At 68.8% G+C, this 25365-nt stretch carries 22 protein-coding genes; 15 read left to right on the top strand and 7 right to left on the bottom strand.

Annotated features, from left to right (window positions below; translation table 11 throughout):
• Nucleotides 1–47 precede the first annotated feature (47 nt).
• A complete protein-coding gene (locus ABE543_RS04940; protein WP_065174319.1) occupies nt 48–1388 on the bottom strand; it encodes a chloride channel protein in 1341 nt (446 codons plus the stop codon).
• Nucleotides 1389–1592: 204 nt separating this feature from the next.
• On the opposite strand from ABE543_RS04940, the gene bioB reads away from it, so the two are divergent.
• The 5 genes from bioB to bioC all read left to right on the top strand — a co-directional run bounded on the left by bioB (nt 1593) and on the right by bioC (nt 6430).
• Nucleotides 1593–2636 (top strand): biotin synthase BioB, encoded by a 1044-nt coding sequence (bioB, locus tag ABE543_RS04935; protein WP_346475372.1) that lies wholly within the window; start codon nt 1593–1595, stop codon nt 2634–2636.
• Between the two features lie 67 nt (nt 2637–2703).
• A complete protein-coding gene (gene bioF / locus ABE543_RS04930; RefSeq protein ID WP_197571069.1) occupies nt 2704–3927 on the top strand; it encodes an 8-amino-7-oxononanoate synthase in 1224 nt (407 codons plus the stop codon).
• 18 nt (nt 3928–3945) lie between these two features.
• Entirely contained in the window at nt 3946–4725 is a 780-nt protein-coding gene (bioH, locus tag ABE543_RS04925; RefSeq protein ID WP_197571070.1) for a pimeloyl-ACP methyl ester esterase BioH, read from the top strand.
• Nucleotides 4726–4754: 29 nt separating this feature from the next.
• A complete protein-coding gene (locus ABE543_RS04920) occupies nt 4755–5534 on the top strand; it encodes an SDR family oxidoreductase (protein ID WP_053517992.1) in 780 nt (259 codons plus the stop codon).
• 11 nt (nt 5535–5545) lie between these two features.
• A complete protein-coding gene (bioC, locus tag ABE543_RS04915) occupies nt 5546–6430 on the top strand; it encodes a malonyl-ACP O-methyltransferase BioC (protein WP_053517990.1) in 885 nt (294 codons plus the stop codon).
• Between the two features lie 162 nt (nt 6431–6592).
• On the opposite strand, the gene ABE543_RS04910 is transcribed toward bioC, so the two are convergent.
• Both ABE543_RS04910 and ABE543_RS04905 read right to left on the bottom strand, forming a co-directional pair.
• Nucleotides 6593–7225, bottom strand: coding sequence for a YdcF family protein (locus tag ABE543_RS04910; RefSeq protein ID WP_111187213.1), 633 nt, complete (start codon nt 7223–7225; stop codon nt 6593–6595).
• Nucleotides 7222–8184 (bottom strand): pyridoxal-phosphate dependent enzyme, encoded by a 963-nt coding sequence (locus tag ABE543_RS04905; RefSeq protein ID WP_346475371.1) that lies wholly within the window; start codon nt 8182–8184, stop codon nt 7222–7224. The genes ABE543_RS04910 and ABE543_RS04905 overlap by 4 nt, the downstream gene beginning before the upstream one ends.
• Before the next feature lie 156 nt (nt 8185–8340).
• On the opposite strand from ABE543_RS04905, the gene ABE543_RS04900 reads away from it, so the two are divergent.
• The 9 genes from ABE543_RS04900 (at nt 8341) to ABE543_RS04860 (ending at nt 18657) form a co-directional block, all read left to right on the top strand.
• On the top strand, nt 8341–8817 hold the full coding sequence (locus tag ABE543_RS04900; RefSeq protein WP_053517985.1) for a hypothetical protein: 477 nt from the start codon (nt 8341–8343) through the stop codon (nt 8815–8817).
• A gap of 490 nt (nt 8818–9307) precedes the next feature.
• Nucleotides 9308–11197 (top strand): tRNA uridine-5-carboxymethylaminomethyl(34) synthesis enzyme MnmG, encoded by a 1890-nt coding sequence (gene mnmG, locus ABE543_RS04895; protein ID WP_346475370.1) that lies wholly within the window; start codon nt 9308–9310, stop codon nt 11195–11197.
• Between the two features lie 90 nt (nt 11198–11287).
• Nucleotides 11288–11818 (top strand): gamma carbonic anhydrase family protein, encoded by a 531-nt coding sequence (locus tag ABE543_RS04890; RefSeq protein WP_053517982.1) that lies wholly within the window; start codon nt 11288–11290, stop codon nt 11816–11818.
• Between the two features lie 122 nt (nt 11819–11940).
• Complete coding sequence (locus tag ABE543_RS04885; protein WP_053517981.1) at nt 11941–12630, top strand: RDD family protein; 690 nt, start codon at nt 11941–11943, stop codon at nt 12628–12630.
• Nucleotides 12627–13619, top strand: a complete 993-nt coding sequence (locus tag ABE543_RS04880) for a stage II sporulation protein M (RefSeq protein ID WP_053517980.1) — start codon at nt 12627–12629, stop codon at nt 13617–13619. Before ABE543_RS04885 ends, ABE543_RS04880 begins: the two co-directional genes overlap by 4 nt.
• Nucleotides 13609–15198 (top strand): DUF4129 domain-containing protein, encoded by a 1590-nt coding sequence (locus ABE543_RS04875; RefSeq protein WP_053517978.1) that lies wholly within the window; start codon nt 13609–13611, stop codon nt 15196–15198. The genes ABE543_RS04880 and ABE543_RS04875 overlap by 11 nt, the downstream gene beginning before the upstream one ends.
• Nucleotides 15195–16379 (top strand): DUF4350 domain-containing protein, encoded by a 1185-nt coding sequence (locus ABE543_RS04870; protein WP_346475369.1) that lies wholly within the window; start codon nt 15195–15197, stop codon nt 16377–16379. Before ABE543_RS04875 ends, ABE543_RS04870 begins: the two co-directional genes overlap by 4 nt.
• On the top strand, nt 16376–17362 hold the full coding sequence (locus ABE543_RS04865) for a MoxR family ATPase (protein ID WP_053517976.1): 987 nt from the start codon (nt 16376–16378) through the stop codon (nt 17360–17362). Before ABE543_RS04870 ends, ABE543_RS04865 begins: the two co-directional genes overlap by 4 nt.
• Nucleotides 17359–18657 carry a DUF58 domain-containing protein gene (locus tag ABE543_RS04860; protein WP_065174310.1) on the top strand — a complete coding sequence of 433 codons (1299 nt, stop codon included), beginning with the start codon at nt 17359–17361 and terminating at the stop codon, nt 18655–18657. The genes ABE543_RS04865 and ABE543_RS04860 overlap by 4 nt, the downstream gene beginning before the upstream one ends.
• 96 nt (nt 18658–18753) lie before the next feature.
• Here the strand turns inward: ABE543_RS04860 and ABE543_RS04855 are convergent, their stop codons facing one another.
• Entirely contained in the window at nt 18754–19932 is a 1179-nt protein-coding gene (locus tag ABE543_RS04855; protein WP_065174309.1) for a glutathionylspermidine synthase family protein, read from the bottom strand.
• 7 nt (nt 19933–19939) lie between these two features.
• Entirely contained in the window at nt 19940–20512 is a 573-nt protein-coding gene (locus tag ABE543_RS04850) for a DUF1190 domain-containing protein (protein ID WP_053517972.1), read from the bottom strand.
• Nucleotides 20513–20745: 233 nt separating this feature from the next.
• Between ABE543_RS04850 and ilvD the strand changes: the two genes are divergently transcribed.
• The gene (ilvD, locus tag ABE543_RS04845) at nt 20746–22584 is read left to right on the top strand and encodes a dihydroxy-acid dehydratase (RefSeq protein WP_346475368.1); all 1839 of its coding nucleotides are present in this window, start codon (nt 20746–20748) and stop codon (nt 22582–22584) included.
• 107 nt (nt 22585–22691) lie between these two features.
• On the opposite strand, the gene dinG is transcribed toward ilvD, so the two are convergent.
• Both dinG and ABE543_RS04835 read right to left on the bottom strand, forming a co-directional pair.
• Nucleotides 22692–24794 (bottom strand): ATP-dependent DNA helicase DinG, encoded by a 2103-nt coding sequence (gene dinG, locus ABE543_RS04840; RefSeq protein ID WP_346475367.1) that lies wholly within the window; start codon nt 24792–24794, stop codon nt 22692–22694.
• A 214-nt stretch (nt 24795–25008) separates the two neighbouring features.
• Complete coding sequence (locus ABE543_RS04835; RefSeq protein ID WP_053517969.1) at nt 25009–25365, bottom strand: hypothetical protein; 357 nt, start codon at nt 25363–25365, stop codon at nt 25009–25011.

Here is a 25365-nt window from a genome sequence, read left to right as displayed (position 1 = left end):
CGGTCGCCTCTCCCTGGCAGCATCTGCCGGGCACGTACGCGGATCACCTACTTTCGACCGGGATCGACGGACGTGGCATCGGCCGATGGGCCAGGCACCATCAGCAGCTCGGCCAGGCCACGATAGATCGGCACCCGGCACACCAGACCGGATACCCCGCGGGCAATCAGTACCGTGGCCAGAATCGGCAGCAGCAGGTCACCGCTGTCCGTCAGTTCCAGCGAGATGACGGCGGAGGTCAGTGGGGCCTGGGTGACGCCGGTCAGATACGCACACATGCCGAGCAGCACGAACGCGCGTGGATCCACGCCGGGCATCAGCACGGCCAGGTTGTGGCCCAACCCGGCACCGACCGCGAGCGCAGGCGAGAACAGGCCCCCGGGGATACCGGCCACATAGGAGGCCAGATTGGCCAGCAGCTTCATCAACCCGAACTCATGACCCACCAGCGCGTGACCCTGCACCAGACTGCGTGCCTGTTCGTAGCCGGTGCCGAACGCACCTTCACCAAACAGCATCGCCAGCGCCACCACCACCAGGCCGCAGCCGGCGGCCAACAGCACGGGATGGCGCTGGCGCAGTTGCCCCAGCCAGCGCGGACGGCCTGCCGCGCTCGCCAGTACGGCGCGCGCGAACAGTCCTCCCAGCAATCCCGCCACCACACCGCACAGCAGGATCGCCAGCCAGCCCTGGCCCAGCGGAAGCCGCGCCGAAACATGGCCGAAGTAGGTGTAGTTGCCCAGCAGACCCAGCGATACCACACCACCGACGATCACCGCCGTCAGCAGCGTGCCCGAGAAGCGGTGCTCGAAGCGGCCGCTGAGTTCCTCGATGGCGAACACGATGCCTGCCAACGGGGTATTGAAGGCTGCCGCGATGCCTGCGGCGCCGCCCGCCAGCAGGAAGTGCGACAGCTCACGCGGGTCCTTGAAACCAAACCAACGACCGAACAGGTACATCAGGCTTGCACCCACGTGCACGGTCGGACCTTCGCGGCCGACCGAAGCACCGCCCAACAACGACAGTGACGTCAGCAGCAGCTTGCCGGCCGATACCGCCGGTGAAAGATTCGTCGCGCGGAACGAGGCATCCGGCTTGTCCAGCGCAGCGATGACCTGGGGAATGCCGCTGCCGCGGGTAGGCTTCAGTACACCGCTGGTCAGCCATGCCAGCAGCGCGAAGATGCCTGGCGTGAGCAGCAGCGCCCACCACGGCGAATGGGTGGTGATGCGCTGGAACAGATGGAATGCCGCGTCGCTGGCCTTGGCGAACAGGATGGCCACCAGCGCCACGGCTACGGCACCGCCCCAGAGTGCGGCGCGGCGGCGCCAGGCCTCACTGAGGACCAGCGCGCTGATGCGGCCGCGAAGTCGATGGAGATCGGTCATGGGACAGAGTCTGCGCGCCAGCGCTTCCGTAGGGCAGTGGCTACTGTGGCCGGCTGCCTTGCACGAAACGGTGAAACGCGGTCCATCCGCTCCAGTCTGATCAGAGGGTCGCAATGTAAACTAGAAATCAATGTAATTGGTTGACAGAAGCATCAGCGCTACCCACACTGCCGCCCTCGCTCCACTCGTACCCAGGGTCCTGCCATGGCCGCCGCCATCCGCCACGACTGGCAACACGATGAACTGCAGGCGCTGTTCGAACTCCCCCTCCCCGACCTGTTGTTCCGCGCCGCTGCGGTCCATCGCGAGCACTTCGACCCCGCCCGGGTGCAGGTCTCCACGCTGCTGTCGGTGAAGACCGGCGGCTGCCCGGAGGACTGCGCGTATTGTCCGCAGGCCCAGCGCTACAGCACCGGCGTCAACGCACAGAAGCTGATGGACACCGAAGCGGTGCTGGCCAAGGCGCGCCAGGCCAAGGCTGCCGGTGCGTCACGCTTCTGCATGGGCGCGGCCTGGCGGTCGCCAAAGGATCGCGACATCCCGAAAGTGGCGGCGATGATCGCAGGGGTGAAGGCACTGGGCCTGGAAACCTGCGCCACGCTGGGCATGCTCAGTGGCGACCAGGCACGGGCACTGAAGGACGCCGGCCTGGACTACTACAACCACAATCTCGATACCGCGCCGGACTACTACGACTCGATCATCCAGACCCGCCAGTACCAGGACCGCCTGGACACGCTGGAACACGTGCGGGATGCAGGCCTGAAGACCTGCTGCGGCGGCATCGTCGGCATGGGCGAGACGCGGGCGCAGCGCGTGGGCCTGCTGCTGGCCCTGGCCACGCTGCCGGCCCATCCGGATTCGGTGCCGATCAACAGACTGGTGCAGGTGGCCGGTACGCCGCTGCACGGCAGTGCCGAACTGGACCCGTTCGAGTTCGTGCGCATGATCGCGGTGGCACGCATTGCCATGCCGCGTTCGATGGTGCGCCTGTCGGCCGGCCGCGAGGCGATGAGCGACGAACTGCAGGCGCTGTGCTTCCTGGCCGGCGCCAACTCCATCTTCTATGGCGACAGGCTGCTGACCACCGGCAACCCGGAAAGCGAACGCGATCTGGCATTGTTCGCGCGGCTGGGCCTGCAGCCGATGGCGGTGCAGGTGGACGCCGAGGGCCACGACCACGGCGGTACCGTGCATGCCGATATCGGCAGCGATGCACCCGGCTGCGGCTGCGCTCACGCAGCCTGAGACGGGGCCCGAGCAGGCGTCGCGGCAACGCGCTACCCTAGCCGCCCCGTCGCCGCCTCCCGCCGCCATGGCCCGCCCCGACCTCACCGCCCGCATCCAGGACCAGCGCGCGCTGCGCGATGCCCAAGGTCGTCGCCGCCCACGGCGCACGGTCAGCCGTCGCGATGGCGTCTGCCTGGAAGTGGAAGGCCGCTGGCTGACCGGCTTCTGCAGCAACGACTATCTGGGCCTGGCCCAGCAGTTCAGCGTGGTCAATGCATTGCAGGACGCGGCCGCCCGCGAAGGCGCCGGGGCCGGCGCATCGCACCTGGTCTGCGGCCACCACGCGATGCACGATGCTCTGGAACGCGAAATGGCCGAGTGGCTGGGCTACCCGCGCGCACTGCTGTTCGGCAGCGGTTTTGCCGCCAACCTGGCGGTGCAGCAGGCGCTGCTGAGCGAAGAGAACGACGTCTGCGTGCAGGACAAGCTCAATCACGCCAGTCTGCTCGATGCCACGCGGCTGGCCGGTGCGCGTCTGCGCCGCTACCCGCACCTGGATGCGGAAGGGGCCATGCGCCAGCTCAGGCACGCAGCCGATGGCGCAGCGATGCTGGCCACCGATGGTGTCTTCAGCATGGACGGCGACGTCGCGCCGCTGCGCGCACTGTCACTGGTCGCGCGCCTGCAGCAGGCACTGTTCTATGTGGACGATGCACATGGTGTTGGCGTGGTCGGCGATGGCCGGGGCACGGTGGCGGCCGCCGGTCTGGGGGTGGACGACGTGCCGTTGCAACTGGTCACCCTGGGCAAGGCGCTGGGCAGCGCCGGCGCGCTGGTGCTGGGCCGCGAAGACCTGATCGAACATCTGGCCGAAACCGCCCGCCCCTACATCTACACCACCGCAATGCCGCCGGCGCTGGCGGCGGCGGCACTGGAAGCAGTGCGCCTGGCACGCCGCGACAACTGGCGCCGCACCAAGCTGGTCGACCTGATCGCACTGTTCCGCGGCGAAGCGCGCCGCCACGGGCTGGACCTGATGGCATCGGAGACACCGATCCAGCCCCTGCTGTGCGGCGATGACCACACCGCACTGGCGCTGTCCAAGGCGCTGGAGCAGGCGGGATGGCTGGTCGGAGCGATTCGCCCGCCGACCGTTCCAGAGGGCAAGGCGCGCCTGCGCGTCACCCTCTCTGCCCTGCACACGGCAGACCAGGTGCGGGGGCTGGTCGAGGCCATCGCCAGCGCGCGTGATCGCCTCTCGGTCACGCCGCGCGAGGCCGCGCCACCGCCGTTGCCGGCCCTGGCTTGAGGTTCGGCTGGTTCCCGCATGCATATCGAAGTCGCCGGCCAGGGGCCGGACCTGGTACTGATCCACGGCTGGGCCCTGCAGGGCGGTGTGTTCGCGCCGCTGGTCCAGCGCCTGGCGCAGCAGTTCACCCTGCACCTGGTCGATCTTCCCGGACACGGCCACAGCCGCGAGGACGCTACGCCGTTGCGCCTGCCCTTCGTGGTCAACGCGATCGCCGCCGCCACGCCACCGGCGGTGTGGTGCGGGTGGTCGCTGGGCGGGCTGTTCGCACTGCATGCCGCGGCGACCCTGCCGAAAGTGCGGGGACTGGCGATGATCGCTGCCACGCCCCGCTTCGTGCGCGGCGACGACTGGCCGCATGCGGTGGAGCCGGCCGTGTTCGAGCAGTTCGGCCGTGAGCTGGCCGGCGATTTCGGTGGCACGCTGGAACGATTCCTGGCCCTGGATGTAATGGGTTCGGCGCACGCCCGCGAGGAACTGCGCACCCTGCGCCAGCGCCTGGTGGAACGCGGTGCACCGACCGCACGCGCCCTGCGGGAGGGTCTGCAGCTGCTGGAAAGCACCGACCTGCGCGGCGCCCTGCCGGCACTGGGCAAGCCCAGCCTGTGGATCGCCGGTCAACGCGACAGGCTGGTGCCACCGGCCGCCATACAGGCTGCAGCGGCGCTCGCGCCCGGCGGACAGGCGCTGACCATCGCTCACGGCGGCCACGCCCCCTTCCTCGGCCACGCCGACGAAGTGGCCGCCGTCCTGCAACGCTTCGTTGCCGGCCTGACACCGGCGGATGACGGACAATGACGTTCCTTCGAACTGCGCAGGGCTGACGCATGGATCTGGGTATCAAGGGCCGCTGGGCCCTGGTCTGCGGTGCAAGCAAGGGGCTGGGCCTGGGATGCGCGCGCGCACTGGTGCGCGAAGGCGTGAACGTGGTGATCGTTGCGCGCGGCGAAGCAGCGCTGCAGGCCGCCGCCGAGCATCTGCGCGCACTGCCCGGCGCCGGCGAGGTGCACGCGGTCGCTGCCGACGTCAGCACAGAAGCCGGACGTGCCGCTGCGTTGGCCGCCTGCCCGCAGGTGGACATCCTGGTCAACAACGCGGGCGGGCCGCCGCCGGGCGATTTCCGCAGCTTCGAGCGTGACGACTGGATCGCTGCACTGGACGCCAACATGCTGGCCCCGATCGCGCTGATCCGCGCCACCGTGGACGCGATGATCGAACGCGGCTTCGGCCGTATCGTCAACATCACCTCGTCGGCGGTGAAGGCGCCGATCGATACCCTGGCGTTGTCCAACGGCGCGCGCAGTGGCTTGACCGGCTTCGTCGCCGGTCTGTCGCGGCGCACGGTCGCCCACAACGTCACCCTCAACAATCTGCTGCCTGGCCAGTTCGACACTGATCGCCTGCGCGCCAACTTCGCCCACAGCGCGGGCAAGGATGGCGATGCCGGAGAGATCGCCGAGCGCCGCCGCCAGCAGATCCCCGCCGGCCGCTTCGGCACCGCCGACGAGTTCGGCGCGTCCTGCGCTTTCCTGTGCAGCGCACAGGCCGGCTACATCACCGGGCAGAACCTGCTGATCGATGGCGGCGCCTACCCCGGTACGTTCTGAGAGATCCTGCAATGCCGTCCCACTTCGATCCCCGCCATGTGCGCCGTGCGTTCTCCCGCGCCGCCAGCAGCTACGACGCCGCCGCTGCCCTGCAGCGCGAAGTGCAGTCACGGCTGGTGGAATCGCTGGACTACCTGGAGGCACGCAGGCCCGAGGTGGTGCTGGACATCGGTGCCGGTACCGGCCATGCCAGCGCACTGATGAAGAAGCGCTGGCCGAAGGCACAGGTGATCGCGCTGGATATCGCCCTGCCGATGCTCGATCAGGCCAGGCGCCAGGCCGGGTGGTGGAAGCCCTTCCAGCGCCTGTGCGCCGATGCGGCGGCGTTGCCGCTGGCCGACAATAGTGTGGATGTGATCTTCAGCAATCTCTGCCTGCAATGGGTGGACGATCTGCCTGCAGTGTTCGCCGGCTTCCGCCGCGTGCTCAAGCCCGGCGGCCTGCTGCTGTGCTCGACCTTCGGGCCGGAAACCCTGATCGAGCTCAACGAAGCGTTCGCTGCTGCCGATGATCGCCCGCACGTCAGCCGTTTCGCGCAGATCGCACAGTTCGGCGACGCGCTGATGATGGCCGGCTTCCGCGACCCCGTGCTGGACCGCGACCTGTTCACCCTGACCTACGAGGATCTGCCCGCCTTGATGCGCGAACTGCGGGCGATGGGCGCGACCAATGCGCGGGTGGACCGTCGGCATACGCTGACCGGCCGCGGGCGCTTCGCCGCTGCGGCGGCCGCCTACGAGCCGATGCGCCGTGCCGATGGCACGCTGCCCAGCAGTTGGGAAGTGATCTATGCCCATGCCTGGGCACCGGACCCGGGCGCACCGATCCGCGAAGGCGGCCACGACGTGGCCTCGGTACCGGTGTCGGCCATTCCGATCCGTCGCAAGCAGACCTGATCGATCACGGGTGATGCGCCGACCAAGGTCGGCGACTACCGACTCATGCACGGAATCCGTTCTGGTAGGTGCCGACCTTGGTCGGCACAATGCCTGCGGCATCGCGATCTGGCAGGTTGTGCCGACCAAGGTCGGCACCCACCCAAAGCAGGCGGCAGCCGCTCAGGTATTGGCCGGCGAACTCAGCGGTGGCCGCACCAGATCGCGATGGAAGAAATAGATTTCCTGCAGCAGGAAACGCCAGCTGGTGTGGAAGCTGCGGAAGCGGGTGCTCGGCGTCGATGACGCCAGCGCATCGATGCCCAGCGCCCGGCTCAGGCGCAGCGCGCGTGCCATGTGCAGCGGATCGCTGACGATGATCACCCGGTGCAGGTTGCGCTGGTCCATCAGCCGCTTGGCCTCGATCAGATTCTGCACGGTGTTGCGCGAAGCGGTTTCAATCAGGATCGCGTCGTCCGGAACGCCGTGCTTGAGCGCATAGCGCCGCGCCACCTGCGATTCGGAGAAGCGGGCGCCGCTGCCGCCATACCCCCCGGTGAAGATCAGCAGCGGTGCATACCGGGCCTCGTACAGGTCCAGGCCATGACGGATGCGCTCCTCGAAGACCGGCGACGGCTTGGCGTCATAGGCGGCCGCACCGAGCACGATGATCGCATCGGCCTGGGCGGCCTGATCGCGCTCTCCCACCCAGACGATCCATGCGGTCACGCCCAGCAGCCAGATCACCAGCAGCACGAACAGCCGCCACGCCCAACCGAACAGGCCGGTACGCTCGCGGTGCCGGCCGCGGCTCAAGGCATGCCCCAGCGCAGGGCGGGAAGATCGACGTTGCCACCGGACAGCACCAGGCCCACCCGCTGCCCGGCAAACCCTTCCGGCTGGGACAGCACCGCCGCCAGCACCGTCGCCGAAGACGGTTCAACCACCTGCTTGAGCACCTCCCACAGCAGGCGCATCGCAGCCAGGGTGGCGGCGTCATCGACCACGATGACCTCCGCACCGGCAGCACGCAGCAGCGCGAAGTTGGGCGCACCGATCAGGGTGCGCAGGCCATCGCAGACGGTATCGGGGGTGAACGCGCCCTGCCGCTCGCCGGCGGCCAGTGAGCGGGCGGTATCGTCGGCACCAGCCGGTTCGGCCAGCACCAGCCGGGTCTGCGGGCCGGCCAGCTGCAGCGCCAGCGCAGTACCGCTGGCCAGGCCACCACCGCCCACTGGCACCACCAGCACGTCGAACGGCCCGTCGCTGTGCAGCAGTTCCAGCGCAGCGGTGCCCTGCCCTGCCATCACCGCCGGATCGGCATACGGGTGCACCAGGGTTGCACCGGTGTCGGCCTGCACCCTGGCGCAGGTGGCCTCACGCTCGGCAATGGTCGGCGCGCAACGCCAGAGCGTGGCTCCATGGCGCGCGATGTTGGCCAGCTTGGCGGCGACGGCGCCCTCGGGCACCACCACATGGCAGGGAATGCCCCGCGTCCGTGCCGCCAGCGCCAGGGCCGCGCCATGATTTCCCGATGAATGGGTGACCACACCTCGTGCGGCGCGCTCGTCCGACAGCGACCAGACGGCGTTGCAGGCGCCCCGGAACTTGAACGCGCCGCCCCGCTGCAGGTGCTCGGCCTTGAAGGCCAGGCGTGCGCCGGCAAGCGTGTCGAGGGTGCGCGAGCGCAGCACCGGCGTCACACTTGCGTGCGGCGCGATCCTCGCGGCGGCAGCCAGGACATCTTCGGCACGGGGCAACAGTGAATCGCTCATGACGCAAGATTAACGTATGCCCTCGTGCTGGCGACCCCGGCACAGGCCATGCCAGCATGCAGGCCTTCGCCGCCATTCATCCTGGGTGGTGGAATTAAGGGCCGATTCAATGCCCACGCCCGAAGCTGACTGCACACCCGTTCTGGGGGGACCCACATGAAAACGCGCCTGATGCTTGCCGGTGGCCTGTTGCTGGCCCTGACCGGCTGCACCACCTACGACTATGTCGGCGGTGGCCGCAGCGGCAGCTACTACCACGGTGCGCCGTCGGTGGAGTACCGCTACCCCGCCGGCTATCCCTACAACTACGGCCCGTACTACGGAGGCTATGGCGGCTATTACGGCGGCTATGGCTACCCGTACTACTCGCGTCCGATCTATCGTCCACCGCACAATCACCGCCCGCCACCGCGCCCGCCGGGCAATGGCGAGAACCGTCCGCCGCGTCCGCCGCGCGAGAACAATGGCGGCTCACCGTGGCGGAACATGGACTCGATGCGACGCCCGCCGCAGCCGAGCGTGCAGCGCCCGGCACCGCCGGCCCGCCCGGCGCCGGCACCGAGTGCGCCCAGGATGAACGGTTCCCCCTGGCGCAACATGGATCGTGCGACGCAGCGCACACTTGAGCGCTGAACCGTCTTGCATTTCACACGGTCCAAGCGGCAATCTAAAGCGGTTGTGACGGCCCGCGTCACAAAGTGACAAGAAGCGGTATGGGCCGTCGCGGAAAGCTCTACGTCGATATCCGACAGGAACATCTGGATCCCCCCTGTTCCGGCCCTGTCGGATGTCGGCACCTCTGAAGGCAGACGGCCCCGCAATGCGGGGCCGTCTGTTTTTGCGGATGCCTTCGGCGAAGAAAAACAGGGCCGGACAGTCCCCCGACTGCCGGCCCTCTGCTCCCCCATCGTGCGCCTGTACCGGCCCCTGTTCCAATTCCGGTCACGGGCGCCTTCGGCGCCAGCCACGATGGGTGCTATTGGGTTATCTGCAAAAATCCTGCCAACTTTAGGATCAATTTCGTCCGGCCCTGGCTTCTCCGGGCGTCGCCCTGCCGAATGGCGCTAAAATCGCCACCCCGGCACCGCCTCCGGCCGCGTCCGCCCCCATCGACTCCGCCCCCATGACCCACTCCTTCCATCGTTACGACGTCATCGTCATCGGCGGTGGCCACGCCGGCACCGAGGCCGCGCTGGCCGCGGCCCGCACCGGCGTGCGCACCCTCCTGCTGACCCACAACATCGAAACGGTGGGCGCGATGAGCTGCAATCCGGCCATCGGCGGTATCGGCAAGGGCCATCTGGTCAAGGAGATCGACGCCCTTGGCGGGGCGATGGCGCATGCCGCCGACCGCGCCGGCATCCAGTGGCGCACGCTCAATGCCTCCAAGGGTCCGGCGGTGCGCGCCACCCGCTGCCAGGCCGACCGCAACCTGTACCGCATGGCGATCCGCGCCCTCGTCGAGGGCCAGGCCAACCTGACCGTGTTCCAGGCGGCCGTCGATGATCTGGTCATCGAGGGCGACGCCGTGCGCGGCGTCATCACCCAGACCGGCCTGCGCTTCGATGCGGAGGCGGTGGTGCTGACCGCTGGCACCTTCCTGGCCGGCAAGATCCACGTCGGTCCGACCCAGTACGCCGCCGGCCGCATGGGCGATCCGCCGGCCACCACGCTGGCCGCACGCCTGCGCGAGCGCCCGTTCCAGGTCGATCGCCTGAAGACCGGCACGCCACCGCGCATCGACGGCCGCTCGCTGGATTACAGCATGATGGACGAGCAGCCCGGTGACACGCCGCGGCCGGTGATGTCCTTCCTCGGCTCGGTGGACGAACATCCGCAGCAGGTCAGCTGCTGGATCACCCATACCACCGAGCAGACCCACCAGATCATCCGTGACGCCCTGCATCGCTCGCCGCTGTACAGCGGCCAGATCGAAGGCATCGGCCCGCGTTACTGCCCCTCCATCGAGGACAAGGTGGTGCGCTTCGCCGAAAAGGCCAGCCACCAGATCTTCGTCGAGCCTGAGGGGCTGGGCATCGTCGAAATCTATCCCAACGGCATCTCCACCTCGCTGCCGTTCGACGTGCAGCTGGAGATGGTGCGCAGCATCCGGGGCTTCCAGAACGCGCACATCACCCGCCCCGGCTACGCCATCGAGTACGACTTCTTCGATCCGCGCGGGTTGAAGGCTTCGCTGGAAACCAAGCTGGTCAACGGCCTGTTCTTCGCTGGCCAGATCAACGGCACCACCGGTTATGAAGAGGCGGCCGCGCAGGGCCTGCTGGCCGGCCTCAATGCGGCCCGCCAGGTGCGCGGCCTGGATGGCTGGTGCCCGCGCCGCGACGAAGCGTATCTGGGCGTGCTGGTGGATGATCTGATCACCCACGGCACCAACGAGCCGTACCGCATGTTCACCAGCCGCGCCGAGTACCGGCTGCAGCTGCGCGAGGACAACGCCGACCAGCGCCTGACTCCGGTTGGCCGCGACATGGGACTGGTCGATGATCGGCGCTGGATGGCGTTCGAGGCCAAGCAGGCTGCCGTAGCCGCCGAACGTGCGCGGCTGGGGGCGCTGTGGGCGACCCCGGCCAATGCCCTGGGCCGCGAAGTGCAGGACACGCTGGGGGTGACTGTCAGCCGCGAAACCAATGTGCTCGACCTGATCAAGCGCCCCGAGCTGGATTACGCGCAGCTGATGCAGGTGCCCTCGCTCGGCCCGGCAGTGGCCGATGGCAAGGTGGCCGAGCAGGTCGAGATCGGCGTGAAATACGCCGGCTACCTGGACCGCCAGCGCGACGAGATCGCGCGCCAGCAGCGGCACGAAGCCACGCCGATCGCTGAAGGCTTCGACTACGCCAGCGTGCGTGGCCTGTCGGCCGAAGTGCTGCAGAAGCTGGAACGTGTGCGTCCGCAGACCATTGGCCAGGCGCAGCGCATCCCCGGCATGACGCCGGCCGCGATCTCGCTGCTGCTGGTGCACCTGGAGCGTGCACGGCGCGGACGCGTGGCGTAACGCAGCATCGACGGTGGCGCCGGGCCATGCCCGGCGAGCGCAGCGGCCCGCGTATCATCGTCGCGATCGCCCTGATTTCCGGAGACACCGATGACCCCGCTGCGCCCTTTCCGCGACAAGATGCCGGTGCTCGGCGCACGCGTATACGTCGACCCGGCGTGTACCCTCATTGGTGACGTGGAGCTTGCCGACGATGTTTCGATCTGGCCGGGTACCGTCATCCGTGGCGACGTCAATTTCGTCCGCATCGGCGCCCGCACCAACGTGCAGGACGGCACCATCATCCACGTCAGCCATCACAGCCCGTACAACAAGGCCGGCCATCCGACCCTGATCGGCGAAGGCGTGACAGTCGGCCACGGCTGCATCATCCATGCCTGCAGCATCGGCGATTACAGCCTGATCGGGATGGGCGCCTGCATCCTCGATGGCGCGCGCGTGGAGCGCCACGGCTTCGTCGGTGCTGGTGCAGTGGTGGGCCCGGGCAAGGTGGTCGGCGAAGGCGAACTCTGGCTGGGCAATCCCGCCCGGCCGGCGCGCATGCTGAGCGACAGGGAGATCGAGTCGCTGCATTACTCGGCCGACCACTACGTCCGGCTGAAGGACGAATACCTGGGCTGAGGCCCTCGACTGCCGGCGCGCTCTGCTAAAGTCTGGGCCCGACCAGGAACTGTCGAGACCCCCATGCCTGTGGTTGCCAGCCGGAGAGGACTCCAGCGCCCACAACGAAGGCCGTCGCTCTGATGGCCGCACCGATGCTCGACACCTACCGCGAGGTGGTGACGCCGGAAGGCGTGCCGCTGCAGCTGCCGGCCGCCGGTCCGGTGCCACGTGCGCTGGCCTGGCTGGTCGATCTGGCCATTCGTTTCGCGATTCTTGCCGCGCTGTCGATCCCGCTGGCACTGTTGAAGGAATTCGGCACCGGCCTCTACCTGGCCCTGATGTTCCTGGTGTACTGGGCGTATCCGATCGTCTGCGAGGCGCTGTGGGGCCGCACCCCGGGCAAGCGCGCGCTGGGCCTGCGCGTGCTGGCCCGTGATGGCGCGCCGGTGGGCTGGATGGCGGCGATCACCCGCAACCTGCTGCGGACCGTCGACATGCTGCCGTTCGCCTACGCGCTGGGCCTGCTCAGCAGCCTGTTCGACGCGCATGGCCGCCGCCTGGGCGATCTGGTCGCCGGCACCGTGGTGGTGCACGCGCCGGCGCTGTACCTGCCGCCGCCGGCCACCATCGACAGCGTGCTGGCGCCGCCGCAGCCGCTGCGGCCGGAGGAACAGGCGGCGCTGCTGGCCTTCGCCGAGCGTGCCCCGCGGCTGGCACCGCTCCGCCAGCAGGAACTGGCCGCCATCGCCGAACCATTGACCGGCACCCATGGCCAGGTCGGCGTGCTGCGCCTGTATGCGATGGCCAACTGGTTGCTGGGACGGCGATGAAGCAGGAACAGTTCGTCGCCCGCCATCAGCAGGAATGGCTGGACCTGGAGCAGTGGCTGCTGCTGCGTGCCGGCGCCTCCCGCCGTCGCCGCCGCCAGCCCGCGGCCACCACGCTGGACGACACTGCGTTTCCACAGCGTTACCGGCGGCTGTGCCAGCAGCTGGCACTGGCCCGTGAGCGGGGCTACAGCCCGCAGTTGGTGCAGCGCCTGCAACAGCTCATGCAGCAGGGCCACAGCGTGCTGTACCGGACGCCTCCCACGCGCTGGCGGCGCGCGCTTGAATTCCTGGTGGCCGATTTCCCGCTGCTGGTGCGCAGCCAGGCACGCAGCATGTGGGCCGCCCTGGCGATGTTCGCGCTGCCGGCGGTGGGCTGCTTCGTGCTGGTGCAGCTGTACCCGGACCTGATCCACCAGGTGATGGACAACCGCCAGATCGCCGAAATGGAACGCATGTACGACCCGGCTGCCGAACGCCTGGGCCGCGACAGCGGTACCGACTGGATGATGTTCGGCCACTACATCATGAACAACATCAGCATCGCCCTGCGCACTTTCGCCAGCGGCCTGCTGGCCGGGCTGGGCACGCTGCTGGTGCTGTTGTTCAATGGCGTCATCATCGGCGCGGTGGCCGGCCACCTGCAGCACATCGGCCATGGTGATCCCTTCTGGCGCTTCGTGGTCGGCCACGGTGCATTCGAGCTCACCGCCATCGTCATCGCAGGCGGCGCCGGTCTTCAGCTGGGCATGAAGCTGCTGGCGCCCGGACGCCGCAGCCGCCTGGACGCACTGGTCGAAGGTGGCCGCATCGGTGCCCGGCTGTGCCTGGGCGTGGCCTTCATGTTGCTGGTCGCGGCGTTCGTGGAGGCGTTCTGGTCGTCCATTGCCGAAGTGCCGGCGTGGGGCAAGTTCAGTGTGGCCGGGGTGCTGTGGGCCGGCGTGCTGCTGTGGTTGTGGCGTGGCGGACGCGGAGGCGGCGATGCGCATTGATCGCCTGGACGTCGTGCTGCGCGCACGCAGCGGCTGGGAAGCGATGGAGCTGGGCAGCGCGCTGACCCGCCGGCATGCGCGTGCGGTGTGGGGCAGCTGGCTGCTGGCCAGCGCACCACTGTTCGTGATCGCCAACGCACTGGGCTGGTGGCTGGACGCATTTGGCCTGGCCTGGCTGCTGATGTGGTGGTGCAAGCCCGTGTTCGAACGCGCGCCGCTGTATGTGCTGTCACGCGGTGTGTTCGGCGAGCCGGTCACCGCCCTGGCCGCCCTGCGGGCACAGCGGCAGTGGGGCAACCGTGGTTTCTGGGGCTACCTGGGCTGGCGTCGCTTCAGCGTGCTGCGCAGCCTGTGCCTGCCGGTCAACCTGCTGGAGGGCAACACCGCCGAACAGCGTGGCCCGCGCCGGCGCGCGGTCGCAGCCGGCGCGGCGGGTCCGGCGCTGGTGCTGACCGTAGCCTGCATGGTGTTCGAGGGCGTACTGGTCGCAGGCGCGATCGGCGCGGTGTTCATGTTCATCCCGTTCGAGCTGCTCTCCGATTCCTGGCGCGCGGCCTGGGACATGATCGGCAAGGACACGCCCGCCTGGGCGAAGCTGGGATTCAATCTGGCCTGCTGGCTGGCCTCCGTGCTGATCGGGCCGTTCTACGTCGGCGCCGGGTTCGGCCTGTACTTGAATCGACGTACGCAGATGGAAGCCTGGGACGTGGAGATCGCCCTGCGCCGGCTGCGCGAACGCCTGCTGCCGGTTGCCTCGTCGCTGGCGCTGCTGCTGTGCCTGGCACTGCCGCTCACCTCCATGCCGGTGCACGCGCAGGAGGGTGACGCATCGAGCAACCGCAAGAGCGACGCGCGCCGGGCACCGCAGATCAACCCCGGCGATACACCCGCCATGATCTTCGGCGACACCCCGGTGGATACCGCGGGCTTCCGCCAGGCCGTGAGCCGCGCCTACGAGGATCCATTGCAGCGCCCGACCCGCCAGGTCACGCAGTGGAAAGCGATCGAAGAGGCGGAAGAGAAAAAGGACGCACGCAAGGAACTGGAACGCGACGGCAGCAGCCAGAGCCAACGCACGTCGCGCAGCAGCAGCATCGCCTGGCTGGCGCGATTGGCCGAATGGGGCCTGTGGGGCCTGCTCGGTGCCCTCCTTCTGGTGCTGGTGCTGACTGCACGGTTGTGGCTGCCGTGGCTGCGCGGCTCGGGCCGCCGCCGGGCCGCAGCGGCGCCGCACGTGGTCGAGGAACAGGTCGAGCTGCCGGTGGTGCTGCCGCCGGACGTGGCGACCCAGGCTGGTCTGCTGTGGGACCAGGGCCGGCCGCGCCAGGCGCTGGCCCTGTTGTACCGGGCCAGCGTGCGCACGGTCAGCGAGCGTGCCGGCATCGCACTGCCTCCGGGCGCCACCGAATCGCAGTGCCTGCGTGCCTCGCGACGCATGCCCGACAGCGTCGACCGTGAACTGTTCGCGCGCATCGTGCGGATGTGGCAATACGCCGCCTACGGTGGTCACCTGCCCAGCCGCGGCGATTTCGATGCGCTGGCCACGACCCTGCGCCAGCAGTACGGGTGGCAGGCATGAACCCGCGCCTGTTCTGGTCACTGTTGCTGGGGACGCTGCTGCTGCTCGGCGTGCCACTGGCGATCCTGTTCATGCGTACCCATGAGCGGGTCACCGAAACGGTCACGCTGCCACCGCAGGGCGAGGCCCGTTACAACCCGCTGTACGTGCTCGGGCAGGCGCTGCGCGCCGATGGCATCGAGGTGCATGCGCGGCCGCGGCTGGACCTGCAGCAGATGGCGCTGGGGCCGCAGGACACGGTGGTGCTGCTGCAGGACAGCAGCGAGCTGCCGGCGCCGGCCGCCAGGGCGCTGTTGGCGTGGGTCGACGGCGGTGGCCATCTGCTGCTGCGCACGCCGCCGCCGGCCGAGGACGATGCCGGCAGTACGCAGGGGCCGCTGCTGGATGCACTCGGCGTGGACAGCCTTTACCAGCGCAGCGACTGCCAGCCCTTCCATGTCCAGGACGATCCCGGCCACGTGGAATTCTGCCAGGGCCGCCGCTTCACGCTAGGCTTCGCCGCCGAGGCGCGGACCGAACGCCGGTGGGGCAGCGGGCACGACCTGGTGTTCGCGCGCCTGCGTCACGGCCAGGGCCGGGTGAGCGTGCTGGCGGACATGGATTTCATGCGCAGCGAAGTGGAGTCGCAGGCCGCGCGGATGGCCGCAGCCAAGGGCCAGACCAGCGACGGCCTGCACGACCGTTCCCACCGCGATCTGACCCGCTACCTGCTCGATCCCAATTACGGCAAGGGCGCCATGTGGCTGGTCTATGCCAGTCGTCCGCCGTCACTGTGGGTGCGCCTGTTCTACCAGGGCTGGCCGCTGTGGGTACCGCTGCTGATGGCACTGCTGGCCTGGCTGTGGGCGCGCTCGCAGCGGTTCGGCAGCCTGTTGCCATCGCCCGTGATCGAGCGCCGCTCGCTGCTGGAACATGTGCGCGCCAGCGGCGAACTACTGCTGCGCTTCGGCCAGGGCGTGCGCCTGTACCAGGCCGTGCATGCCCTGTTCGTGCATCGCCTGCGCCTGCGCGCGCCACTCGCTGCTGCGCTGGAAGGCGCGCCACGCGAACAGGCCATCGCCGAACTGCTGCAGTGGCCGCGCAGCCGCGTTGCCAGTGCCCTGACTCCGTCTCCGCCGCACGATTCCTCCGCCCTGCGCGAGCGCATCCGCTTGCTGCTCCAGATGAGATCCCTGCTATGACCGAAGTCCCCGAACGTCCGGCGGCCGCCAATGCCCGCCTGATCGAACGCGTCGACGCCATCCGCCAGGCCGTCGGCCACGCCTTCATCGGCCAGGCCGACGTGCTTGACCAGATCCTCGTTGCCCTTCTGGCTGGCGGCCATGTCCTGATCGAAGGCGTGCCCGGACTGGGCAAGACACTGCTGGTGCGCGCACTGGCGCAGGCACTGGAACTGGACTATGGCCGCGTGCAGTTCACGCCGGACCTGATGCCCAGCGATGTCAGCGGCCACGCCGTCTACGATCCGAAGAGCGAGAGCTTCAAGATCCGTCGCGGGCCGGTGTTCACCAACCTGCTGCTGGCCGACGAGATCAACCGGGCACCGGCCAAGACCCAGTCCGCACTGCTGGAAGTGATGCAGGAGGGCCAGGTGACCATCGAAGGCAAGGCGTTCACCCTGGCGCCGCCGTTCATGGCCCTGGCCACGCAGAACCCGCTGGAACAGGAAGGCACCTACCCGCTGCCGGAAGCGCAGCTGGATCGCTTCCTGTTGAAGGTGCTGATCGACTATCCGCAGCTGGAGGACGAGAAACGCATGGTCACGGCCATCACCCGTGGCCGCGCCGCCAGCGATTTCGATCTGAGCCGGGTGCCGCGCGTACTGGGCGCCGGAGAACTGCTGCAGCTGCAGCAGGCCACGGCCGCGATCACCGTCGATGACGAAGTGATCGACTACGCCGTGCGCATCGTCGCCGCCACCCGGCAATGGCCCGGCATCGCCGTGGGCGCTGGACCGCGCGGCAGCATCGCACTGGTGCGTGCTGCGCGCGCGCAGGCCGTGCTGGCCGGTCGTGACTTCGTCACCCCCGATGACGTGCGCGACATCGCGCGTCCGGCGCTGCGCCACCGCATCGCGCTGGCACCGGAACTGCAGATCGAAGGCCAGGACGCCGACGATGTGCTGGGTGCGCTGCTGGCCAAGGTGGAAGCACCGCGCCGATGAGGCCTGCGCCGCTGCTGCTGGTCCTGCTGCTGGCCTGGGCTGCGCTGGGAGGCGTGGTGCTGGCTGGCGCATTGCCGCGCTGGAGCTGGGCACTGGTCGCCACGGTGATCGGTACGCTGGCGTTGCTGGACCTGTGGCGGCAGGCCCGGCGACCGTCGCCACAGGTGCAGCGCGAGCTGCCCGAAGCGCTGGCCCTGGGCGTGCGCCGCGAGGTGGGCCTGCGCCTGCAGACCACAGAGCCGATGCGGGTGCAGGTATTCGATCTGGTGCCGGGTGGCTGGCCGCTGGAGTCGCTGCCCCAGCGCGTGCAGCTGCGTCCCGGGCATGCCTGCGCGCTGCACTACACCCTGCAGCCGCAGCAGCGCGGACGCTTCCGCTTCGAGGGCGTGCAGCTGCGCATCCGCTCGCCATGGCGCCTGTGGTGGCAGCAGCGCACCCTGCCCCCTCTGCTGGACGTCCGCGTCTATCCGAACTTCGTGCCGCTGACCCGCTTCGCGCTGTTCAGCGCCGATCAGGCCTCACGCCTGGTGGGCGCCCACGTGAAGCGCCGGCGTGGTGAGGGCACTGACTTCCACCAGATGCGCGAGTACCGCGTCGGCGACAGCCTGCGCCAGCTCGACTGGAAGGCCACCGCCCGCGCACGCAAGCTGATCTCCCGCGAGTACCAGGACGAGAAGAACCAGCAGTTGCTGCTGATGCTCGACAGTGGCCGCCGCATGCTGGCCAGCGAAGGCGGACTCTCGCACTTCGACCATGCCTTGAACGCCTCGCTGGTGGTCGCCTATCTGGCGTTGCGGCAGGGCGATGCGGCTGGCCTGTTCGCCGTCGGCGGCGAGCGTCGATGGGTGCAGCCACAGCGCGGCATGGGCACCGTCGAGCATCTGCTGCGGGCCAGCTACGACCTGCAGCCGCAGCCGGTAGCCACCGATTACCTGGCCGCCGCCACCGAAGTATCCCTGCGCCAGCGACGCCGTGCGCTGGTGATGCTGGTCAGCAACGTGCGCGACGAAGACATCGAGGACCTCCTGGCCGCGGTGCGCCTGCTGCAGCGCCGCCACCTGGTGTGCGTGGCCAGCCTGCGCGAGCACGAGCTGGACGGCGCGCTCGAAGGCGAGGTGCATACGCTGGAGGACGCCGCGCAGGCCGGCGCCGCGGCGCTGTACCTGCAGCAGCGCGCGAAGGCGCACGAGGCACTGCGCAGCGAGAAGGTGATGGTTCTGGACGTGACCGCCGATGCCCTGCCGGCCGCGCTGGTGGAACGCTACCTGGCCGTGAAGCGCGAAGGCCTGCTCTGACCGGTAGCGCCGGGGCGGGCGAGGGGCGGCGCCCCGGGGGCCGGGGGGCCGGGCCCGGCCGCTACCGTCCACTACGTGCGCGGGTGCGAACGGTACTCAGACATAGATCCGCGTCGGCGCCTCGTCAACGATTGCGTGCGGTACGAAGCGCGCGCTGTCGCGGGTGATCGCGCTGTCGTCCTCGCGGATGCCGATGCCGCAGGCGTGGTCACCGACCACCCAGCTGCCGATCAGCGGATAACCGCCTTCGAAGCGGGTCAGCGGATGCGCGCGCTGGATGATCGCCGGTCCATCGTAGGGGCCGTCGCTGCGCTGGGTACTGCCATCGGCCAGGTGCATTTCGATGTTGGCGCCTTCGCGCGAGAACAGCGGCTTGCGCACCCATCCGGTGGCCAGCGCGCTGCCGTCGTCGAAGTGCGCCTCCAGCAGGTTCGGGTGGCCGACATTGCGCTGCCACAGCAATGGCAGGATGCCCTTGTTGCTCAGCACCGCCTTCCATGCCGGTTCCAGCAGCTGCACGCCCGAGCCGGGCAGCGCGCGGCCAAACTCCTCGGCCATCAGGTCTTCCAGCGGATACAGCTTGAACAGCGTGCCGATCACCGAATCGTCCAGCGCGGTGAAGCGGCCATCCGCGGACAGGCCGATGTCTTCGATGGCGATGCCCTGCCCGTGCAGGCCTGCCTGCGAAGCACAGTCGCGCAGGTATTCCACCGTGCCGCGGTCCTCTTCCGAACTGCCCACGGCGCTGAAGTACAGCGGTGGCGGCAGGCGGCCGGCGAGCTCGCCGAAACGTTCGACCAGTGCCTCATGGATGGCGTTGAACTGGTCGGCATGCTGCGGCAGGCGGCCGGCGTTGCGCTGGTCCTCCAGCCACTGCCACTGGAAGAAACTGGCCTCGAACAGCGAGGTCGGCGTGTCGTAGTTCAGCTCGTACAGCTTGGCCGGACCGGTACCGTCATAGGCCAGATCGAGCCGGCCGTACAGATGCGGCTGGCGCTGGCGCCAGCTGTCGGCGATCCAGTCGCGGTAATGCGCGGGAATCGCCAGCTGATCCATCAGCCGCTCGCTGGCCACCACGTCGCCGACAAGGTCGAGCGCCATCTGGTGCAGCTCGGCGCTGGGATCTTCGATGTCCTGTTCGATCTGGCGCAGGGTGAAGGCGTAATACGCGCTTTCATCCCAGTACGGCTGGCCGTCGATGGTGTGGAAGCGGAAACCGGCTTCCTCCGCGCGCGCCCGCCAGTGGGCGCGCTCGGCGATACGGATACGCTGCATGGGTCGATCAGCCGCCGTAGCTGCCGCTGGTGCTGCGACGCGCGCTGGTGTTGCCGAAGCCACCCCGGCTGGCGGTGACGGCACGGTTCGGCTCGCTGGTGACCGGTGCCAGGCCAGCCTTGCCGGCGCCGATGCCACTGGCGGTGTTCAGGCCACCCGTACCGCCCGGGGCCGAACGCGCCCAACCCGCATTCTTGTCCTGGTAGGCCGGTGCCGACGCCGGCGCCTGCGGGGCCAGGCCACCGCGGTTGCTCAGCATCTGGGACATGAAGAAGCCCATCATCATCGGGCCGATGAACGAGGTACCTGCCGATGTGTGCTGCTGCACGCACTGCTCGGGCTTGTAGTCCTGCTCGCAGGCTTCCTTGGTGGCGTACTTCGGCGCAGCGTCGGCGGCCTGCTTCTGCGCCTCGGCGAACGCGTTGCGGCACGACGACGGATCACCGGTGGCCTCGGTGCAGGCCTCGACCGAAGTGAACAGGCCTTCCTGCACCTTCACCTCCGGCTCCTTCTGGCAGGCGGTGAACAGCAGCGGTGCAGCGCTCATCAGCAGCAGCGCGGTGGTGCGGGAACGTTTCATGGCCTCATGCCTCAAGCAGCGGATCAATACCCCAATGATGCCCGATCCGGGCCAACAACCGGAATCGGCAAAGTCCGAAAGATGAACGGCGTTTCATTTTCGTCAGCCCGATCCGCCATCGCCGCATCACCCGGCGGCGCCGCGCAGACGAGCGGTGGTTGCAGCAGCAACCGAAAAAATTGGCGATGATCGTCCGACACCCCATGTCGTACGGCCCGCCCGTTCCGCCAGCCATGCCCGAATACCGCTCCCGCACCTCCACCGCCGGCCGCAACATGGCCGGCGCCCGCGCCCTGTGGCGTGCCACCGGCATGAAGGACGGCGATTTCCACAAGCCGATCATCGCCATCGCCAACTCGTTCACCCAGTTCGTACCGGGCCACGTGCACCTGAAGGACCTCGGCCAGCTGGTCGCGCGCGAGATCGAGAAGGTCGGCGGCGTCGCCAAGGAGTTCAACACGATCGCCGTGGACGACGGTATCGCGATGGGCCACGACGGCATGCTGTATTCACTGCCCAGCCGCGAGATCATCGCCGACTCGGTCGAGTACATGGTCAACGCGCACTGCGCCGATGCGCTGGTGTGCATTTCCAACTGCGACAAGATCACCCCTGGCATGCTGATGGCCGCACTGCGCCTGAACATCCCGGTGGTGTTCGTGTCCGGCGGGCCGATGGAAGCGGGCAAGACCCGGCTGTCCGAGCACAAGCTGGATCTGGTCGATGCGATGGTCATCGCCGCCGACGAGAGCGCCAGCGATGAAAAGGTGGCCGAGTTCGAGCGCAGCGCCTGCCCCACCTGCGGCTCCTGTTCGGGCATGTTCACCGCCAACTCGATGAACTGCCTGACCGAAGCGCTGGGCCTGTCGCTGCCGGGCAACGGCTCCACCCTGGCCACCCATGCCGACCGCGAACAGCTGTTCCTGCGCGCGGGCCGCCTGATCGTCGAACTGTGCCACCGCTGGTACGGCGGCGAGGAAGAAAGCGCGCTGCCGCGGGGCATCGCCACGCAGGCCGCGTTCGCCAATGCGATGACCCTGGACATCGCCATGGGCGGATCGACCAATACCATCCTGCACCTGCTGGCCGCCGCGCAGGAAGCCGAAGTGGACTTCGACCTGACCCACATCGATGCGCTGTCACGGCGCGTGCCGCAGCTGTGCAAGGTGGCGCCGAACACGCCCAGGTACCACATGGAAGACGTGCACCGCGCGGGTGGCGTGTACGGCATCCTGGGCGAACTGGCGCGCGGCGGCCTGTTGGATACCACCGTGCCGACCGTGCACAGCCGCACCCTGGCCGATGCTCTCCAGCGCTGGGATGTGGCGGTCAGCAGCGAATCAAGCGTGCACGACTTCTTCCGTGCCGGCCCGGCCGGCATCCCCACCCAGGTGGCTTTCAGCCAGGCCACGCGCTGGCCCACGCTGGACGTGGACCGCGCCGAAGGCTGCATCCGCAGCGTCGCGCATGCCTACTCGGCAGAAGGCGGACTGGCCGTGCTGCGCGGCAATCTGGCCGAAGACGGTTGCGTGGTGAAGACCGCAGGCGTGGATGAATCCATCCACGTGTTCGAAGGCAGCGCGCGCGTGTTCGAGAGCCAGGACGCGGCCGTGGCCGGCATCCTCGCCGACGAAGTGAAGGCGGGCGACGTGGTGGTCATCCGCTACGAAGGCCCGAAAGGCGGCCCCGGCATGCAGGAAATGCTCTACCCCACCAGCTACCTGAAATCGAAGGGGCTGGGCAAGCAGTGCGCGCTGCTGACCGACGGTCGTTTCTCCGGCGGCACCTCGGGCCTGTCGATCGGGCATGCCTCGCCGGAAGCGGCGGCGGGCGGTGCGATCGGGCTGGTACGCGACGGCGACCGTATCCGCATTGATATTCCGGCGCGGCGGATTGATCTGCTGGTGGATGCGGCGACGTTGGATGCGCGCCGTGCCGAGCAGGATGCGTTGGGATGGAAGCCGCGTGAGGCGCGCCCACGCAAGGTCACCAGCGCGTTGAAGGCCTACGCCCTGCTCGCCACCAGCGCCGACAAGGGCGCCGTACGCAACACCGCGCTGCTGGGCGATTAGGCGCCGCCGGACCGTGCGCGGCGGCATTCCCACCTGATCGGTCATGGCACCTGACACAAGCCGCGCTTCGCGCTCGCCGGGCATGGCCCGGCGCTACCTTCCGATCGTCAGCCGATCACGCGCTTGAACGGCGGCAGTGCGTCGATGATGCGCTTGCCGTAACGGCGGGTCAGCAGCCGCGAATCGAGGATGACCACGCGCCCGGTATCGGTGGAGGTGCGGATCAGGCGGCCGGCGAACTGGGTCAGCGTGCGCAGCGCGTGTGGAATGGCGATCAGGTTGAACGCGTTGAGTCCACGCGCCTCGAACCACTCGCTCAGGGTAGCGGTCTGCGGATCGGTCGGCACCGCGAACGGTACCTGGGTGATCACCACGGTGGTGCAGGCTTCACCGGGCAGGTCGAGGCCCTCGCCGAACGAGTTCAGCCCGAACAGCACCGAGCCCTCGCCCGCCGCCACGCGCCGCAGGTGTTCGTCGATCAGCCGGGTCTTGGACATCTCGCCCTGTACCAGCACCTGCTTGCGGCGCGCGGCAGGCATCAGTCCGGCGACCTTCTCCATCTTCCAGCGCGAGGTGAACAGCACCATCGAGCCCTTGGCCCAGTCCAGCTCCGTGTCGAGGTAGCGCGCCACCTCGCGGGGATGGCCTTCGCGGTCGTCGGGCGTGACCGGGAACTTCGGCACGATCAGCTCGGCCTGGTTCGGCAGGTCGAACGGCGAGGACAGCGAAACCATCTCGGCTTCCTCGGGAATGCCATTGTCGATCGCCAGCGACTGGAAATCGCCACCGCCGGTCAGCGTCGCCGAGGTCATCACCACCGAATCCACTTCGTCCCACAGCAGCTTGCGCAGCACATGCGCGGCCGAGACCGGTGAGCCATGCAGCACCAGATCGCCGTCGCGGGTGGCGGTGACCCAGCGCGCCATCGGCGGCGCACCGTCCTTGTCCTCACGGCGCCAGGCCTGCCAGAGGTTGTACTGCTGCTCGATCATCTCCAGCGCCATGCCGAGGTTGCGCTGCAGGCGCTCACGCGCCGGGTCGTCCGGCTTGCCCTTGGCCACCTGCGCGGTGGCGGCATGCGCCCAGTTGTAGAGGCTGCGGGTATCGTCGGCCAGCGCTTCGATCGGCTCGCGCCACGCTTCCGGCAGGCGACCGTTGGCCGCGCGCCACATCGGTTCCTCGTCGGCCGGCGCCGGCATCCACACCGCTTCGACCTGGTCGCGGAATGCGCGCAGCTGCTTGGCCACGTTGCTGGCGACGTCGATGGCTTCGTTCGGCAGCAGGTTGCCGAGGCGGTCCTTGTCGACCGCGCGATACGCGCCGGCAATCAGGATCTGCAGGCGGCCGGTGCGTTTGGCCATCTCGTCCAGCGCCAGGCTGGCCGCGCCCTGGTCGATGGCGACGTTGCCGATGTGATGGCCCTCGTCCAGCACCAGCAGCATCTCCGAGGGCGCGGCGATCAACGGCTGGCCATTGTCACTGTCGCCGATCGACAGCGCCGACAGCAGCAGCGCGTGATTGGTCACCACGATCTGCGCATCACGCACGGTGTTGCGCGAGCGCAGCACCGCGCACTGCGCCGAATACGCACAGCGGCGCCCGGCGCAGCCCGAGGCTGGCGTGGTGATGCGGCTGCGCAGGCCGGGGCTGATGGTCTCCGGTGCGTTGTCAATGTCGCCATCCCAACTGCCACTGGTGAAGGCGTCGGTCAGGCGCTTGGCGATGTCCATCTCGATCGGCGCCAGCGGCCGGTCGAACAGGGGCGCGTCATCCTCGAACATGCCGCCCTGCGAGCCCTCGCCCTGCGCCTCGGCGGCATTGCGCGTGCACAGGTAGCGGGTGCGGCCCTTGGCCAGCGCCACGGTCGCTTCCAGTCCGGTGGCCTTGAGGAAGTTCGGGATGTCGCGCTCGACCAGCTGCGACTGCAGCGCCACGGTACCGGTACTGATCACCAGCTTCTTCTTGCTGGCCAGCGCGATCGGCACGCCGGCGGTCAGGTAGCCCAGGCTCTTGCCGACGCCGGTGGGTGCCTCGACCACGCCCACGCCACCGCTTTTCGACAACGCGCGCGACACCACGCCGATCATCTGGCTCTGCGAGCGGCGCGTGGAAAAGCCGGGAGTGTTGGCCTGCAGCGTCGTATAAGCCTTGCGGATCGCGTCCTTCAAGGGCTCATCGAGCGTGCGCGGAGCGGCGACGGTTTCGGTCACGCCGGGAACTACCGTGGCTGGATCAGGCCGGTCATTGTCGCATGGCCGGCGGCCGGGACCGAGGCGCGTGCGCTGAACAGGGTCAGCGGCGTCGGGCCTTGGCGGTCATGGGCTGGATGGCGGTACAGCGCCGGGGCAGATGCGGCGCTTCCGCCGGGCAGATGCGGCGCTACCCGCCCATCGACGGTAGCGCCGGGCCATGCCCGGCACGACCTTACCGGCCTGCCACAGGCGGCCGCTGACGCAGCAGGCGCACCAGCGCCCAGACCAGCAGCACCATGCCGATCGCTTCCACCATCGCCAGAGCGAAATGCAGCACGCCCAGGATGGCGCTCATGCTCGAAACCGCGCTGAAGTCACCGCTGCTGACCATCCACATCGGCAGGATGCCCGCTGCCATGCTGCCGAGGCTGGCCAGCAGCAACAGCAGCAGCCCGGCCAGCGCGCCGCTGCGGGTGGCATCGCGCGGCGCGCCCACCACCCACACCAGGCCCACGCACAGCGCGATCAGCACCGGCAGGCGCACGCCCACCATGCTCAGCACCGTCACCAGCAGGGTCATGTTGTCCAT

Origin of the sequence: Stenotrophomonas sp. TWI169, assembly GCF_039674705.1 — a bacterium.
GTDB lineage: Bacteria > Pseudomonadota > Gammaproteobacteria > Xanthomonadales > Xanthomonadaceae > Stenotrophomonas > Stenotrophomonas maltophilia_P.
The sequence above is the reverse complement of the archived record's forward strand: the minus strand, read 5'-3'. Positions and strand labels throughout refer to the sequence as shown.